The following is a 16,974-nucleotide window of genomic DNA, read 5'->3' as shown; positions in this document are numbered from 1 at the left end:
CGGCCGCGCCTCCGGTGAGCGCGGTATTTCAGCCGTGGAGCATGGAGGGAGCACACCTCCTGGCATTACCAGGGCGGAAGGTGGTCTGGGCAAGGGAAAACTATCTGACGTTCCTCGACAGGCAGAGCTCCAGCGAGGCCGTCGATCCGGGGCGTTTCGTCGCCGTCGCATCGCTTCCCGTGAACAGCCTCGACCCGCGGAGCATCGTGCTCACCTCGAATGGCGCCGATGCCATTGTTCTCTCTTCGGTCGCCGCAACCGCCTGGGAGGGACACATGATCCTGCCACCATCGGTGCGGGTGGTGGAACGGTGGAACCTCGCCACGCGCGCACGGATCTGGTCGCGCACCCTGCCTCCCATGCCGAACGTGCAAACCGGCGCGGGGTCGACCCAAAATGACGACCTCCTGACGCTGAGCCCGCGCGGCCTCTTCGCGACCCGCTGCATGCCGACGAACGCGCGCTCCCAGACCAACTGCCATGTCGTCGCGCTCGACGAGCGTACGGGAGCGCTTGGCACTGCGGAAGCATGGTCGTTCACGGACTTCGGTTTCTCGTGGTACAACCATGGCTATCAAGAGGTGTCGCCAGGACGGCGTTATACGCTCGTCGGTCAGTATCCGCACTCGGGGTCCCACCACTTCCTGGTGTTCGACGACGTGGGGCGCATCGTCGGGCGAGTGGTAGCGTCGTGCGCTCGTTTTGCGGAAGGCGGCTCGGAAGAGAGGCCTTCGATCCTGATCGACGAGCAGAGCCAGCTCAGCGCAGACGTCGCCGTCTCCCAGCGCTTTCGCCTGATCAAGGACGCGAGCGCCTGCCAGTTGCAGCAGCATCTGACGGACGCGCGCAAGTACAAGAGAACGAATGACTTCTATCCGGTGACGAGCCAATTCAACTGGATCGGCGGGGGCCACCGGATCGTATGGAGCTCAGAAACCCAGCGTGTCGGCGCCCAGGTAGAGCTTCCCAAGGCTTACTCCATGGATGTGGGCCGATCGAGCCTCCCCGCGCCGCTGCCCCCGCCGCCCGGCGCGGCGGATACTCACGTGCTCTTCGCCGGCTCGGGCTCGGATCTGTATGCGTACACGAAGGAGAAGATTTTTCATCTGGAGGACACCGGCTTCGTGTTCGATTCGGCGAAGACCGGGCAGGGTGTCATTTTCAGCCGCGACAACGAGGCGCTCATGGCGACGTACGCGGGGCTCGACGCCAGCAAGTACGTCCTTTCGCTCGGCAAGCGCCGGCCGGACAAACCGGGCTTCACCTGGCAAAAGATCTCTGCGGTCTCGCAGTTCAGGCCCGATTTCGTCACATTCGAGAATGCCGGGCGTCCCCAGATGCTGATCGCCGGCGGGAAGCAAGGGCTCCAGTGGGTCGACACGCGGACGGGGCAAGTGTTCCTGCGGAGCTGCGCGCCCGGTGCACCATCGCCGAATCGCTGCAACGACCCGCGCGCCCAGAATGATTATCGCGGATTGGTCTTGTCGAGCGCGCGCCGGACGGCCTTCACGATGCACCTGAAGGATTCGAGCATCAGGTACAACCATTCGTTCGAAGAGATCGATCTGTCCACCGGGAACGTGTGGAGGAGCTTCCCGGCGCCGGATTGGGCTACGAATTATCCTCTGGACTTGCCCATGGGCTGGTTGGAGAAAGAGCGCCGGTTCTGGATCGTGGGAAACGATTTTCTACCCAAGCAATCCGGCGCCTCCGTCACGATCGTGACCCTTCCCGCCACGGACGGCGCCGAACCGCATTACGAGTCATTCACCACCCTGTCGCGGCAGGATAATTTCGGCGCGGATCCGGAGGGTCGCTTCTTCGTTTTCGGGCGAGACCTCGATACCATCGACGTTTTTGCCCCCAATGGCGTCCTCGTGCTCACGATGGGCGTTCGCGGCGATGGCGCCTTCGCCCAGGCGGGAGACGGTCGTTTCGCCTGCACGGGCAAAGCATGCGACGAATTTCGGTGCGTGGTCGGGAACGTGGCTCGCCTGGCCACCGATCCGGCCTGCGCCGCATTGCGCGTGGAGGGGTTCTCCATCGTCGACGAGCTTGCACGCGCGGCCGGCAAGGCGAGCCGGAGCCAATGACGAGAGGCTCGCTTCCCCGCGGCCGCGGGCCTCTGCCGTTTCAGGGGTCGTACGAGAGCGTCAGCACGGACTGCTTCGACGAGCTGTAGCGGATGTTGATCTGCTCCACGCCCAGCGTCGCCGGCTGATAGAGCGGGTCGGCGGTGTCGAGCACGAGCGCCAGGCGGTGCCCGGCCGGCACGTCGTAGCCCGCCGCGACGAACTCGATGGACAGCTTCACGTCCTGCCCGGGCTTCGCGTTGTGCAGGGTCCTCACGCCGTGCGAGATCAGCTTCCCGTTGCCCAAGGCATCTTCGTCGTAGAGGTAGGCGACGACCTGGGTCTTCGAATGCGAGGGAGAGACCCAGACGTCGAGCGTCGAGACGCCGCGGAGCTTGAGCGAGGAGCTCAGGGACGAGGTCTCATAGACGATCGAGTTGATGTCGGAGGCCGCGGGCAACCAGGCCGAAACCCCGAGATCGATGTGCGCGTCGAGCGCGGCCGAGAGGATGGGGATGCCCGTCGTGGCGATCGAGTCGGCGCCCGACCAGATCGAATTCGTGTACGTCGACGTGTTGGGAGAGTTCCGCAAGGAGCCGTCCCCGATCAAGCCGCGTGGCCCCAGGTAGAGGGTCTTCGTGCTGACGCTTCCGCTCGGCCAGCCTTCGAATGCGACGCGCTGGTTCGAGGACTGGAGCTCCATCGTGACCGGCGGCTTCTCCGTGATGCCGTTGTCGACGCCCTTGAGCCAGAAATCGAACCAGTCGTGGACGTTGTCCCACACGTAATTCGGCAGCCCGAGCAAGCCCGTGGCCTCGGCGCTGGCGTGGATGCCCTGGTTGACGTCGATCCGCTTGGGGCCGGTGAGGAGCGAATAGAGCTTCAGCGAGGAGTTCGGCTTGAACAGCTCGTCGCCGAAGTTGTTGCTGATGTAGACGGGGGCATTGCGGGCGTTGATCTTGTCCACGTGCGTGAGGGGGGAGCGCTCGTTGGCCCAGGCGATCGCCTCGGAGACGTCGGAACCCGCGATCAGATCGGCGAAGTAGGCCGGGATGTCGCTCGAGATCTCTCCGAGCAGGTAGCCCGAGCCGATGAGGATCGTGCCCCACGCGAGGCTCGTCGTATCTGCGCCGTAGAGGGCGTCCGACAGGCTGCCCCAGCCGCTCAGCGCGGCCGCGGTCTTGATGCGCGGCTCGTTCGCGATCCCGAGCAGCGACAGGCCCGCGCCATACGAGATCCCGGAAAGGCCGATGTTCGAGATGTCGGCCTGCGTGTTCGCGTCGAGCCAGTCGATGATCGCCGACAGGTCCTCCATGTCCTCGGGCCCGCCTACGGTCGCAAACGCGGTCGACTGCCCCCAGCCGCGCGCGCTGTAGCTCAGGACGATGTAGCCGTCCTGCGCGAACTCGAAGGCCTGGGCGAGGTACTCGTGCTCCTCGAGCGCCCAGCTATTGATGAAGATGATCACCGGGAGCGACGCATTCGAGCTCGTCGCGGCAGGGGTGAAGAGATTGGCGGCGATTTCGGTTCCGTCCGCCGACGTGATGACGATCTGGTCGTCGAATGTGACGCTCTCGGCAGCCAGCGCGCTTTGCGAACAAACCAGCCCAGCGAAGGCGCCGAGCGCCAGCGTAGTGAACTTTTTCATTTCCTGCTCCCTCGGCACGAGCCCGTGAAATGGCAGAAAGATCCGCCCCTGCGCGTCCCCACGCGCATCGCTCGTCATCTCGAAATATCCTTACACGAACCGGGGTCGAAATGGCCAGCGAATTCTTACGCACGCGAAGGAATCTGTAGGAACCCCCAGGTACGTGACGCGCCTGGCATTGCCATTAAAAGTTTGCGTTACCGCTGCCGTTGCCGGATACCGAGGGTGTGTTCCAGCTTGATGTGCGGGTCGAGGCGTGGTTCAGGAAGCGTCCATGAACAAATCCAGCTTCCTTGTCGGGCTCGGGCTTCCCCTGGCGATTCTTGTTTCGAGCTCGGGCGCACGGGCCGAGCCAGCGCCGGCGCCCCAGGTCATGGCTGGTTACAGGCTTCCCGAGCCGGAGCCGCCTGTGGTGCGCCGCTCGTACGCCTGGCAGGTCGTCCTGCCGACGCTCGCCTTCGATGTCCTGGGCATCGTGGGCCTCAGCACGAAACATCCAGTGATGTTCATCGGTTATGCCGGCCGCTCGATCTCCGGGCCCATCGTCCATTTCGCGCACAGGCGGCAGAGCCGGCCGGCGCTCGTGAGCCTCGCCCTGGAGTCGCTATCACCGCTGCTCGGGATGGGGACCCTGTTCGGCTACCATGCCATCAAGTGTGCGGACGAGGGCTCCGATTGCTATCTGAGCGACGCCGCCGTTGCCGTCATGGTGCCTCTCTTCGGGGTGGCAGGCACGATCGTCGACGCGGCGTGGCTCGCGAACGAGCCCGTGAAGCCCGAGCCACCCAAGGGAACGGAGGTTTCATTTGCGCCGTACCTCGCGCCCCAGCTCCTGCCGGGAGCCCGCAAAGGCGAATTTGGCTCCGCGTGGACCTTCGGCCTCGTCGGTCGATTCTAACGGCAGAGGCAGCAGCTGCCGGCCGCTGCCTCACCCGCGAGGAAAGGGCATCACGCGCGCCGCACGCGCCTCCGCCATGCGAGAAGGAGCCCGAGCGCCAGCGTGGGAAGCACAGGCGAGCTCCCTGTCTGCGACGCCGTCCGGCACCCGCAGCCGCTATCGTCGGAGGGCGCTTCGCCGCCCGCGCCGCCCATACCACCGCCTGCGCCGCCCATACCGCCTGCGCCGCCCGCACCGCCCGCGCCGTCGATGCAAGCGCCGCCTTCGCAGACGCCCGCCGCGCAGGGTGTTCCATCGGCTGCAAATTCATCCGCAGGGCATTGCTGGGTTTGCCCGTCGCAAGTCTCGGCCACGTCGCACGCGCCTGCCGAGGCGCGGCACGTCGTGCCGGCGGAGATCGGCGCGCACGTCCCGTCCACCACCGCGCCCGCCGCCACGCTGCACGCCTGGCAGTCTCCCGTGGCGCCTCCGCCGCAAGCCGTATCGCAGCAGACGCCGTCCACGCAGAACCCGCCCGCGCATTCTGCGTCGGCCATGCAGGAACTCCCCTGGCTCGCCGAAAGGACGAAGACGTAGGCCGCGCCGGCGTACGAGGCCTTCTCGCTGTTTCCATACGCCCCCACGAGCGCCGTGGCCCCGGAGAGCGCGACCGACCGGCCGAACTCGTTGTTCAGAGCCCCGTCGTTTGCCAGGAGCTTCGCCTGCTGGGCCCAGACACCATTGCTCCGCACGAAGACGTAGGCCGAGCCGGAATACGCGCCCTTGTCATCGTCCCTGTACGCCCCCACGAGCGCCGTCTCCCCCGAGACCGCGACCGAAACGCCGAGGAGGTCTGCCTCCTGCCCGTCGTTCGCCACGAGCTTCGCCTGCTGGGTCCACGCGCCGTCGCTCCGCACGAAGACGTAGGCCGAGCCGGATTCCGTGCCCTTGTCGTCATCCCCATACGCACCCACGAGCGCCGTCTCCCCCGAGACCGCGACCGAAAAACCGAAATTGTCTTCTACCGCTCCGTCGTTCGCGACGAGCTTCGCCTGCTGGGCCCAGACACCATTGCTCCGCACGAAGACGTAGGCCGAGCCGGCGTTATTGCCCTTGTCGTCGTCCCAGTACGCCCCTACGAGCGCCGTGTCGCCCGAGAGCGCGACCGAATGGCCGAAATAGTCTTCTACCGCTCCGTCGCTCGCGACGAGCTTGGCCTGCTGGGTCCAGGCTCCGCCGTTCCGCACGAAGACGTAGGCCGAGCCCTTGTTGTCGTCCCCGAAAGCCCCCACGAGCGCCATTTCCTCCGAGAGCGCGACCGAATAGCCGAACTCGTCGTTCACCGCCCCGTCGTTTGCCAGGAGCTTCGCCTGCTGGGTCCAGACACCATTGCTCCGCACGAAGACGTAGGCCGAGCCGGATAGCCCGCCCTTGTCGTCGTCCCGGAATGCCCCCACGAGCGCCGTCTCCCCCGAGAGCGCGACCGAAAAGCCGAAATTGTCGCTCACCGCCCCGTCGTTTGCCAGGAGCTTCGCCTGCTGGGTCCAGACGCCATTGCTCCGCACGAAGACGTAGGCTGAACCGGAGTCCGTGCCGTTGTCGTCGTCGTCAGGCGCCCCCACGAGCGCCGTGTCTCCCGAGAGCGCGGCCGAATAGCCCAAATAGTCGCTCGCCGCCCCGTCGTTTGCGACGAGCTTCGCCTGCTGCACCGCGACGAGCGGGTCGATCTCCACCGGATACGCCGCCCCCGCGTCGTCCACGTGAATCACGACCCGCCCCCGATCGAGCGACAACCACGCGGGCAGCATCTTGCCCGCCGCATCCTTCACGTACAGATCGGTATACCCGAGCGCCACGCGACCCTCGCTGTCCCGCAGCGAAAGCGCCTCGCCAAGGCCATCGCCGTCCTCGTCCACGAGCTCCGCTTGCAAATCCCCGCCGAGCTCGATGGCCACGACCTTCGTCCCGGCGCACGCGGGCGCCGCCCGAAGGACGAACCCCTGCTCGAGCCCCAGCGGCCCGTTCACGTACCATTCTTCCAGCTCGTCGCGCTCATAACGAATTCGATTGCCCTCCGCCGCGGGCTCCGCCGCGCCGAGCTCCGTCACCTGGCCCTCGCATCCGAGCCCCGCCGCGCGCATTCCGAACTTCCACGCCCCGTCGTCCGGTGAAAGCGAAATGCCCGCGCCGTCGAGCGTCGCCGCGAACCGCTGCGCGTGGTTCTCCGCGCGCAAGATCCCCGGCGAGAGCGACACGGCGGCATACCTCTCCGAGGCTTCCTGCTGCACCGACGCGATGTAGGCCGCGCGCAGGTCCTTCGGCATCGGCGCCGAACCTCGCCGCGCCGCCTGCGCAGGAGCGCTCGCGGGCGCGGACACGCCCTCTGCGGGCGTAGTATCGGCGCTGCAAGCTGCAAGCATTGCGATCATGACCAGGCCGAGAATACGACCATGCCTCGGCAAGAAGCTCTGTCGTTCATCCTTCATTGTCGTAAGCCTTTCGTTGAGTGTCTTGGGCCGAACGCACATCACGCGCGCCGCGCGCGCCTCCGCCATGCGAGAAGGATCCCGAGCGCCAGCGTGGGAAGCGCGGGCGAGTTCCCTGTCTGCGATACCGTCCGGCATCCGCAGCCGCTGTCGTCGGCGGGTTCTCCGCCGCCTGCGCCGCCCGCGCCGCCCATACCACCACCAGCGCCGCCCGCGCCGCCTGCGCCGGCCATACCACCCGCGCCACCTGCGCCACCTGCGCCCCCCTCGCCGACCATGCACACGCCGCCTTCGCAGGCGCCCGCCGCGCAGGGTGTTCCATCGATTGCGAATCCATCCGCAGGGCAATCCAGGGTTTGCCCATCGCAGGTCTCTGCCACGTCGCACGCGCCCGCCGAAGCGCGGCATTCGGTGCCTGCCGCAGCCTTCGCGTCCGCCGGGCAATCGTTCGCCGCCCCGTCGCAGGCCTCGGCCACGTCGCACACACCCACCGAAGCGCGACAAACCGTGCCCGCCGAAAGCGGCGCGCACGTCCCGTCCATCGCCGCGCCCGCCGCCACGCTGCACGCCTGGCAGTCGCCCATTATGCCTCCGCCGCACGCCGTGTCGCAGCAGACGCCGTCCACGCAGAACCCGCTCTCGCATTCTGCGCTGGTCATGCAAGCGCCACGCTGGCTCGCCGAAAGGATGAAGACGTGAGCAGAGCCGGTCATGTTTTGGCCGAGGTCCGCCCCCACGAGCACCGTGTCCCCCGAGAGCGCAATCGAACTGCCGAACCGGATCCCCGACGAGGGGTCGTTCGACCCGAACAGCTTGGGCTGCTGGGTCCAATCCCCGCCGCTCCGCACGAACACATGAGCCGAGCCGGAATTCATGTCGTCGCCTTGTGCCCCCACGAGCGCCGTGTCCCCCGAGAGCGCGACCGACCAGCCGAAAAGGTCGCTCGCCGCGCCGTCATTTGCGACGAGCTTTGCCTGCTGGGTCCAATCCCCGCCGCTCCGCACGAACACATAAGCCGAGCCGGAATTCGGGTCCTCGGCATCGTCATGGTACGCCCCCACGAGCGCCGTGTCCTCCGAGAGCGCGATCGACACGCCAAAACTGTCGCCCGTCGCTCCGTCGTTCGCCAAAAGCTTTGCCTGCTGGGTCCAGGCTCCCGAGCTCCGCACGAACACATAAGCCGAGCCGGAGTCGCTGCCTTTGTCGTCGTCCCAGACCGCCCCCACGAGCGCCATGTCCCCCGAGAGCGTCGTCGCCCAGCCGAAGAGATCGTCCGCCGCGCCGTCGTTTGCGACGAACTCTGCCTGCTGGGTCCAAACCCCAGAGCTCCGCACGAATACATAGGCCGAGCCGGAATCCACGCCGCTCTCGCCGCCGAAGATCGCCCCGACGAGCGCCGTGTCCCCCGAGAGCGACACCGAATAGCCGAACCCATCCCCCGTCTCCCCGTCGTTCGCCAAGAGCTTCGCTTGCTGGGTCCAGACTCCGCCGCTCTGCACGAACACGTAGGCAGCGCCGGCGTGATCGCCCTTGTCGTCGTCATCCCGCGCCCCGACGATCGCCGTGTCCCCCGAGAGCGCGACCGAATAGCCGAAAGAATCGCCCGCCGCCCCGTCATTCGCCAGAAGCTTTGCCTGCTGGGTCCAGGCCCCAGAGCTCCGCACGAACACATAGGCAGCGCCGGAGGCACCGCCGCTCTCGTCGTGCCCATACGCGCCCACGAGCGCCATGTCCCCCGAGAGCGCGACCGAATACCCGAAATAATCGAGCGCCGCCCCGTCGCTTGCGAGCAGCTGTGCCTGCTGCACCGCGACCAGCGGATCGATCTCCACCGGATACACGGCCTCCGCGTCATCCACGTGGATCACGACCCGCCCCCGATCGAGCGACAACCACGCGGGCAACACTTTGCCCGCCGCGTCCTTCACGTACAGATCGGTATACCCGAGCGCCGCACGCCCCTCCGCATCCCGCAGCGAAAGCGCCTCCCCAAGGCCATCGCCATCCTCGTCCACGAGCTCCGCCTGCAAATCCCCACCGAGCTCGATCGCCACGACCTTCGTCCCGGCGCACGCGGGAGCCGCCCGAAGCACGAATCCCTGCTCGAGCCCGAGCGGGCCATTCACGTACCATTCTTCCAGCCCGTCGCGCGCATAACGAACCCGATTGCCCTCCGCCGCGGGCTCCGTCGCGCCGAGCTCCGTCACCTGGCTCTCGCACCCGAGCCCCGTCGCGCGCATTCCGAACGTCCACGCACCGTCGTCCGGCGAAAGCGATACGCCCGCGTCGTCGAGCGTCGTCACCCACCGCTGCGCCTTGTTTTCTGCGCGCAAGAGCCCCGGCGAGAGCGCCACGGCGGCATACCTCTCCGAGGCCTCCTGCTGCACGGACGCGATATAGGCCGCGCGCAGATCTTTCGGCATCCGCGCCGAGTCTCCCCGCGCCGCCTGCGCAGGGGCACTCGCGGACACGCCCTCGCTGGGCGCAGTATTGGCGCTGCAAGCGGCAAGCATTGCGATCATGACCGGACCTAGAATGCGTCCCTGCAGCGGCCAGAAGCTCTGTCGTTCAAAGTTCATTGTCGTAAGCCTTTATTTTTCTACGCGCCATGCGCCAGGCACGACGGGCACTGGTCCGTAGACGAGGCGCAGCGTGATCACGTCATCGAAATCCGTACACGCGCATCGCGGAAGCGCGGGCGAAGGCTGTGGGCCGCGGCTTCAGCCCTTCAGGACGAGCACGTTTCTGGCGCCGGAGGGTCTCCGAGCGTTCGAGCGGGAGCGAGCGTGGGAGCGGGCGCGGAGGCGGGAGCGGGAGCGGGAGCGGAGGCGGCAAGCGAAATCTGTTTGTGTACCGTTTGTGAGGCCAGGGAGAGGACTAAGATTGCGATCTTCAACAGGATTTGCATGGTCCCTCCGATCGCGGGTGGAAGCCTTACCGGGCGCTCGGCGCAGCGCTCGGGGCGCTCGGGGTGGTCGCGCTCGACGGCGTAGCCCTCGGGGTGCTCTCGACCCTCGGCATGATCATGCTCGACGGCGCAGCCCACCGGCGCGCCCAAGAATCGCCGCGGTACCACCTGCCGCCATCTACGTGCCTACTCATCAAAGATGTACGATTGTCGACAACAAACCGTCACTGCGTTCTCGTCGTCTTCGACCGCCTCGCCGATGGGTTCGCCCCCGCCCGCCTCGCACACCCCCGCGATGTACGCGTGATCCGTGACCGCCTTCCCGCCCATCGCGCGGCCCGCGGGGAAGATCGGATCGCAGTCTCCACCGAGCGAGGAAATCGGCTGCTTCAGGAACTCCGAAGCGCACGCCCCATCATCGAACAGCCGCAACGTGGCAACACATGCGCCACCTTGCGGCGCGCCGCACGTGCATGCCGTGCATTCGCGCGAATCCTTCGGCTGAACCGGGTACATGGTCCGGGGAAGCTCCCAATTGTAGGGCTTGGGGCATTTCGTATGCTTCCCCTTCTGCCAGATGCATTGACGGTAGGGGTAGAGCACCTTCGGAACGCAGAGCTTATCCCCCGAGCCACAGAGCGACGTGTCGAGGCTCGACCGGCAGGCGAGGGCGCCCGTCTCCCATTCCGTGCTCTTGGCCCCACCCGCCTTGATGATGGGCGACGGCTTGACGTCGCACTTCTCGTTGACCGGAGGCGGAAGCGCCGAGAACGTGATCGACTGCGCGCACGGGACGCCGCTCCCCGGGGGACATTGCGCACCCGCGGGCAACGCGTTCGCGCCCGTGCAGGTCCCATCCCACCCCCCCGGACCGTCAAAAGGGAGCGACGGCACCCCCACTGCGCCGCACATACCAGCCCCGATCGTGATCTCCCCCGGAACCCCGCTGCATTGCCCCGTGGCTTTCTGGCACTCGCAGGGGTCGCACTGCATGGGGGGAGCCGTGAGGCCGGCGTAGAGCTTGAACTGCTCGCCCCCCACGAAGGGGCACCCCTTCGGCATGTCCACAGCCGGACCGATCCAGATGGGCCACGGAACGTGGCTCCAGAAACCTGCCGGGGTCTCGGAATCGTCGGGGATCTCGACGCATTCCCCGCCTTGTGCCTCGCATGCGGCTTGTGGATCGGCGTCATGCGCATCGGATGCGTCAATGCCCGCGTCCGGGAGGCATCGAGGGTCCGGAAAGTAGGCGTCTGGATTGCATTCAAAAATGTCGATTTCCCCAGGCGCGCCGCAGCCCTGGACGAGCAGCCACACCGGGAGCGCTGACAGGAGCAATCCACCAGCAACCAGCGCCTTACTCCGAATGTTTGCACTATAGTTCATAGTATACACTCAAAATCGATAGGTTCCAAGTAGGTTGCCAGCTAACATGACCGGAGGTTGATCCACGATCAATTGCGATCCAATTGCAGCGCGCGTGCCACTCGTGAGAGCGAGAGCATCGCCTGCAACGATCACGGCAAACGGTCCCGACAAGGGGATCTCCGCCCCCAATCGCACACCGCCCCCGAGCTTCGCACGTACAAAATCTGAATTCACAAAACTGTCCGCCGTGGTATCCAGCCGCATAACCCCGAGATGCCCGATGCCACACCCGAGAAACCAGCGCCAATGCCCACAAATGGCAACGGTGCCGCCCGCTGTCATTGCACTGATCGGGCCGTCCCCCACTTGGAACGGTAGCCATGCGCCACGGACCTCCACGCCCAAGGAAAAGGAGCCGAAACGGAGCCCCCCCGACAGAGCGACACCAAATGCGGGGGCCCATGACGCCACCCCCAGCACCATCACCGGCCCCGCACCGATCGATCCTCTCACGCCCGATTTCTTCCCATCGCCCCCCGAAGGATCGTCGTACGCATACGGATCCTCCTGCTTCGACAAGGGCTTCCCATCCACGACCCCTACCGCCCCTGCAATGCCTAGACGTGGATCCCCGAGCGGCTCTAGGCGTATCTCGGGGAGACCGGGGGGTGCTGGAATGGCGGCCGGCTCGGGGGGAGGCTTGGGCGCTGGCGTGGGCTCGATCGATGTATCCGAGGGGAGCGGCGAAAGCATGACAGGGACGTCCATGCTCCCGCCCTTGCACGCCGTGAAAACGGCGCGCCCGTCCCGGTACCCTGTCAGGCTCGCGCGGATCTCGTGCTCGCCGGGCATGGCGAATATAAAAAATCCCGTGCGATGCTTCGGATTGATCGGGTCGCCATCGAGCGTAGTCCGTTCCGGCACATGCGAGATCGTGACGTCCAGCATGCAGACCACAGCCCGCGCCGCGTCGTAAGCGGTCTTGAACTGCTCGCGCTCTACCGGCCTCGCACGCCAATCACGGTTGACGGCATCATGGAGCAGATGGGCCGCCCGTGCAGGCTTTCCCAGCTCGACGAGCACGATCCCGAGCCGGCCGGCGATCAACGGATCCGGCCGGATGTTCAATGCTTCCGAATAGGCGAGCACCGCATCCGCCATCCGTCCGGAGGCCCGCGCCCGGTCGCCTCGCTGCACGTACTCTCCGAACCGGGCTTCCTCCGCGGCGGCTCGGATCGCCTCGGGATCCAGTTCGTGAACCGGGGGCGCGTCGTCCGCCGACGAGGGCGCAGCAAGCCCGAGGACCCCGAGGAACGCGACGATCGCGACGCAGCCCGTCCGCATGACGAAACTCTAGACAAACCGAGCAAAAGCAGCAAGGGGTTCGTGAAGGACGAACCCCGGGACGATAACGCGCGGAACTCTCGGCTATTGCCCCTCTTTGGGGTCGTAGGTCTTCACCCCGCGGAAAAGCCTGTCGAGCGCCTCTTCTGCCTCGGGCGTCAAGGTCGGCGAAGGTGCGGGGGCCGGAGGAGCACGGCGGACGGGAGCCGGATCCGGGTCCGGAGCGGGGGCCGGCGGAGGGGGCTCGATGGAGGCGACGGGCTCTTGTGTGTGATCGCGGAAGATGACCAGCACGTACGGCGCGAGGTGAAGGTGGCGAACGCGCGGCGCATCGTCCGACGGGAGCAACCACGCCGCAACGGCCGCCCCTCCGACGAGCACGCCCACCAATGGCGCCCAAACCGTCCCGACAATCTTGTCCGGCGACCACGGGAGCCAAGGGAACAGCCGCCGCCCGGACGACCCCTCGGACGATTCCCCGCCCGACGATCCGCGCCACCAACGGTCGGAAAGGAAGAGAAGCAGCAGCGGAAGGACACCGCGCCTGTCGCGGTCGCGCTCGCACAGCGCCGCGTAGAGCCGCATCCGCGCTTCGCAGGCAGCATTCCGCGCCGAGGTCACCGAAATGCCGAGCGATCGAGCGATTGTCTCGTGTGACTTTTCTTCGATGTCGTAACCAATAAAGGCGGCGCGTTGCCGCGGGGTCAGCTTGGCAAGCGCGTCCTGTAGGAACCGAAGGAACTCCGCGCGCTCGGCCGCAATTTCGGGCGAGACGTTGGGGGACACGATCTCCTCGGGGGAGACGTCCCCGCCCGAGGCGTGGCGCTTCTCGCGACGTAGGTACTTGCAGGCCAGCCGCGCCGTGATGACGAACAGCCAGGGGCGCAGCTCGTCGTCCGGGATGTCCGCGCCCGTGCGGCATGTCGCGGCCTCCCACAAGACGTCCTGCGTGATGTCGTCGCGATCGGCCGGGGAGCTCACCCAGCGGCCCGTCCATGCGAAGATGACGGGACGGAGCGCCGCGAGCGCGGCGAGGCGCGGACGGGAACCGGAGGGGGGATCGGGGGAGACGTGCGCGAGACTGGTCACGCTGGCTATATGTCTACCACGAGGGAGAACGTACCGACGGGGCCGGTCGATTTTGCTGATTGTGGATGGTTCCTCACATAATACCTGATCGGACGAGTAGGTGCGCATCGGCAACACGAACGCACGCTTACACGTTTCGTAACGTCATCGGCCCGTGAGGATGGCCGCCAGCTCGATGCCGCTGCATTTCGCCACGCGGGCGGCAAACTCGACAGACGGCCTTATTTCCCGACGGCAGACGCCCATGATGTATTTCATCGGGAATCCAAGCAGATCCGCCGCCTTTTGCGGCGTGCGCTGGCGGAGATAGGCGTCCAGACACACGAGCGTCCGATCGCGCTGCTCGTCGGTCAGCACGGCGGGAACACTCACCGGATCCTCTTCTTGGTCCGGGCTCGCCCGCTCCTTCACATGCGTCGTCGGAACGTCCTCTTGATCGCCATCGAGCGCGGCATCCATGCTCCCTCCATCGGTCGTGTGGTGTCACCGGCCCGAGGTGATTGCGCCGCACTCAGCGCGCAAGCAGAGGTGACCATTTGCGGCGCAACCACCTCGGATCGGCGACAAAGCCCACCCGAGCCAAACGGAGGCGCCTTTTCGACCAGGAGGACCACCGTTCGGCCGGGATGGGAGAGACGGCCGACGTCCCCCTCACGACGGGCCCCCATGCGAGCGCATCGCGAGCGGCGAGGTTCGCCGTCTCCACTCTCTACATGCTCGGTCGGGAGGTGGTTGTTAGCGCCGGCCGGGTCGATTTGTGGGAGATGGGCCTACCAACCGCATCAAACCAGAACGTGACCCCGAGGGGGCGCCGTCGAGCACGACCGGGCCGAGCGCCCCGAGGGCTGCGCCGTCGAGCACGACCGGGCCGAGCGCCCCGAGGGTTGCGCCGAGCGTCGCGAGTGCCCCGAGGGCTGCGCCGAGCGTCACGACCAAGACAGGCGGCGCGAGGGCCGCGCCGATTGTCACTTTCTGGACGTGTCGTAGTTCCGTCCTGTAGCGTACACATGCCGCGGGAGGGCATGTGCGGCATGGAGGCCGATCATGGCAAAGTTGATTTTGGGGCTAGGAGCATTGCTTTTATACGGCTCGCTTGGCATTGCGTCAGGGGTGGCCAGTGTTCCGCCAGAATCACCTACAATTGCGCGTCCCGCAGTCGCGCCGAAAAACATCGCCTATGAGGGCCCATCGTCGATATGCAAGCGCGAGTGTGATAGGGCATGGTCCGAAGAGAACCGCAAGTGTCACAAGATCCCTGTCAAGCAAGGACAACGGCGGGAGCGCTGCTGGAGAAGAGCGAACGAAAACCTCTCCAAATGCTATCGACGGTGCAGTGATCTATATGAGTGACACAAGCGTGTTCGCGGAACGGTCATTGCGGTTTACGCCGCATGGCAAACGTGGGGGGCGCCGGGTTCTTGTCCGAATCCACGCTCCGGTCATCGGCGAAAACCAGAACTGGTCTGTTCTGGTCGAGATTTTGGGACCAGGGAAACGCGTCGCATCAAGGGCCATTTGGGGCTACGACGCAGTGCAAGCTCTTCTTTATGCGCTGGCACTGGTACCGCTTGATCTTGGAACGCTTGCGCACGAACTCGGCGGGAAGGTGACGTTTCTAGGGAGTGAAGATTTAGGCTTCAGTACCGCGATTTCGACACGATAGGCGTGGAGCTATTCGCGCGGCGTGTTTCGAGGGCTGCGCCGTCGATCACGACCGGGCCGAGCGCCCCGAGGGCTGCGCCGTCGACCGCGCCGAGCGCGCAAGCCCGATCCGCAGCGCCGAGCGTGGCACCCCGTGTGATGTGTGATCGCGTGGGTGTGTGAGGGGATCACACGGACCACAGATCACACGTCACACGTAAGCGCCCCCTTTCGCCCCTTGACTCCCTTTCTCCCATTGACACGCGGCGCGTGAACGCGCCGCACATGCGACCGTGCCGAGGGCCCTCGCGATCCGTAGCGCTGCGCCGCGTCAGTGACGAGCGCTCTTACTGTAATAACTCGCTCCGGAGGGGTGTAATAACTCACGGTACGGCCGCCCGTCCGGTGTCCGTAGAGTACCAATTGAGGGGGAGCCCTTGACTCTCGCCGAAGTGACGGGAACCTTCCGGAATCATTGCAGAGTAGGGCGATTCGCGCTTCAGGTACTCTACGTAGAGTACCGCTCGCGCGTAGAGTACCTTTTCGCCCCTCTCCGGACGCTATGACGCGCCCCCCCGCGAGGGCTGCGCCGTATACGTCCCCCGAGGCGCCCGAGGGCTGCGCCGGGGGATGTACTCCGCGCGGAGTACATTTCATCGCGCCGCGCCCCCTTGCGCCTTGCGCCCCCTGGAAATGGGCCGATAGGCTGTCTCGATGGCGCTTGATCTGAAATCGAAGCAGCGGGGCGCGCGCATCGTTCCGAGCCTGGTTCTAGCGGGCGGCGCAATCGTGGCCGGGCTCCTCCTGAAGGACCGAAGCAGGCGAGACGCCGTGAAGGACGTTGCAAAGGGCGCGCTTCGATCGGCGATTGCTGCGCTAAAGGCCGAGCGCGCTCCATCCCTTCCGCGCGAGGTCGAGAGTGATCCGGCGTTCGCGCTGGCCCTGGAGCGTGCCAAGCGTGCGCCGTCGAGCACGGCCGCGCCGAGCGCCCCGAGGGCTGCGCCATCGAGCACGACCGCACCGAGCGTCGAGCACGCCCCGAGGGCTGCGCCGTTCGTGGCGAGGGCTGCGCCGTCCCTCGGCTACGCGCCGAGCACGTGTAAACCTCGCGAAATCGTGCCGAGCGCGCGCGGGGAAAACTCAAAATCGCGGGCGTGGAACTGCTCGGGCGCGATTTGTTCGGTAATGGAAGGCGGAACGCGTGCGCCGAACGTCGAGCGCGCCCCGAGGGCTGCGCCGCGCCGAGCACGCGCGCCGAGCGTCGAGCACGCGCCGAGGGCCACGCCGTCCCCTCGTTTTCCGCACCGGAGAACGGCGCGCGGATCCGGGCCTTCTGGCTACATCTCGCGCGGCTACGTGTGGATCGAGCGCCGCGTATCTTTGGCGAAGAAACGGAAGCAGGCCCGAGGGCCGCCTAGATGGCTGGTGTTTTTCTCTACCAAACCATCGCGCGATGGTGTAAGGCGGGGGGCATGTCCCGTGGACAAACCCCGAAGCAGGGCGAGATGTGGAGGTCGACGTCGGCGTACTGCGGAGCGAAG

Annotated in this window: 10 protein-coding genes; 2 read left to right on the top strand and 8 right to left on the bottom strand. The window is 66.3% G+C overall.

The window, feature by feature from the left end; genetic code table 11:
• Positions 1-80 precede the first annotated feature (80 nt).
• Positions 81-2,093 (top strand): hypothetical protein, encoded by a 2,013-nt coding sequence (locus QHF83_RS28875; RefSeq protein ID WP_282421192.1) that lies wholly within the window; start codon positions 81-83, stop codon positions 2,091-2,093.
• Between the two features lie 40 nt (positions 2,094-2,133).
• On the opposite strand, the gene QHF83_RS28870 is transcribed toward QHF83_RS28875, so the two are convergent.
• Positions 2,134-3,720, bottom strand: coding sequence for a CocE/NonD family hydrolase (locus QHF83_RS28870; RefSeq protein WP_282421191.1), 1,587 nt, complete (start codon positions 3,718-3,720; stop codon positions 2,134-2,136).
• Positions 3,721-3,994: 274 nt separating this feature from the next.
• On the opposite strand from QHF83_RS28870, the gene QHF83_RS28865 reads away from it, so the two are divergent.
• A complete protein-coding gene (locus QHF83_RS28865) occupies positions 3,995-4,618 on the top strand; it encodes a hypothetical protein (RefSeq protein WP_282421190.1) in 624 nt (207 codons plus the stop codon).
• A 50-nt stretch (positions 4,619-4,668) separates the two neighbouring features.
• Here QHF83_RS28865 and QHF83_RS28860 read toward each other — a convergent pair whose 3' ends face one another.
• From QHF83_RS28860 to QHF83_RS28830, 7 genes are all read right to left on the bottom strand, one after another.
• Complete coding sequence (locus QHF83_RS28860; protein WP_282421189.1) at positions 4,669-7,083, bottom strand: MYXO-CTERM sorting domain-containing protein; 2,415 nt, start codon at positions 7,081-7,083, stop codon at positions 4,669-4,671.
• Between the two features lie 41 nt (positions 7,084-7,124).
• Positions 7,125-9,506, bottom strand: coding sequence for an MYXO-CTERM sorting domain-containing protein (locus QHF83_RS28855; protein ID WP_282421188.1), 2,382 nt, complete (start codon positions 9,504-9,506; stop codon positions 7,125-7,127).
• A gap of 671 nt (positions 9,507-10,177) precedes the next feature.
• Complete coding sequence (locus QHF83_RS28850; RefSeq protein ID WP_282421187.1) at positions 10,178-11,053, bottom strand: hypothetical protein; 876 nt, start codon at positions 11,051-11,053, stop codon at positions 10,178-10,180.
• Positions 11,054-11,386: 333 nt separating this feature from the next.
• On the bottom strand, positions 11,387-12,703 hold the full coding sequence (locus tag QHF83_RS28845) for a hypothetical protein (RefSeq protein ID WP_282421186.1): 1,317 nt from the start codon (positions 12,701-12,703) through the stop codon (positions 11,387-11,389).
• Between the two features lie 84 nt (positions 12,704-12,787).
• Complete coding sequence (locus QHF83_RS28840; RefSeq protein WP_282421185.1) at positions 12,788-13,792, bottom strand: sigma-70 family RNA polymerase sigma factor; 1,005 nt, start codon at positions 13,790-13,792, stop codon at positions 12,788-12,790.
• Between the two features lie 144 nt (positions 13,793-13,936).
• Positions 13,937-14,251, bottom strand: coding sequence for a hypothetical protein (locus QHF83_RS28835; RefSeq protein ID WP_282421184.1), 315 nt, complete (start codon positions 14,249-14,251; stop codon positions 13,937-13,939).
• Positions 14,252-16,515: 2,264 nt separating this feature from the next.
• Complete coding sequence (locus QHF83_RS28830; protein WP_282421183.1) at positions 16,516-16,716, bottom strand: hypothetical protein; 201 nt, start codon at positions 16,714-16,716, stop codon at positions 16,516-16,518.
• Between the last annotated feature and the right edge of the window lie 258 nt (positions 16,717-16,974).

It is taken from the genome of Polyangium sp. 15x6 (assembly GCF_029960785.1).
Classification (GTDB): domain Bacteria; phylum Myxococcota_A; class Polyangia; order Polyangiales; family Polyangiaceae; genus Polyangium.
The sequence above is the reverse complement of the archived record's forward strand: the minus strand, read 5'-3'. Positions and strand labels throughout refer to the sequence as shown.

Bases quoted from the DNA above. Each gene is read 5' to 3' on its own strand.
- QHF83_RS28870 (WP_282421191.1), bottom strand. From the start codon at position 3,720: ATGAAAAAGTTCACTACGCTGGCGCTCGGCGCCTTCGCTGGGCTGGTT.
- QHF83_RS28865 (WP_282421190.1), top strand. From the start codon at position 3,995: ATGAACAAATCCAGCTTCCTTGTCGGGCTCGGGCTTCCCCTGGCGATT.
- QHF83_RS28860 (WP_282421189.1), bottom strand. From the start codon at position 7,083: ATGAAGGATGAACGACAGAGCTTCTTGCCGAGGCATGGTCGTATTCTC.
- QHF83_RS28855 (WP_282421188.1), bottom strand. From the start codon at position 9,506: ATGCCGAAAGATCTGCGCGCGGCCTATATCGCGTCCGTGCAGCAGGAG.
- QHF83_RS28850 (WP_282421187.1), bottom strand. From the start codon at position 11,053: ATGCCGAAGGGGTGCCCCTTCGTGGGGGGCGAGCAGTTCAAGCTCTAC.
- QHF83_RS28845 (WP_282421186.1), bottom strand. From the start codon at position 12,703: ATGCGGACGGGCTGCGTCGCGATCGTCGCGTTCCTCGGGGTCCTCGGG.
- QHF83_RS28835 (WP_282421184.1), bottom strand. From the start codon at position 14,251: ATGGATGCCGCGCTCGATGGCGATCAAGAGGACGTTCCGACGACGCAT.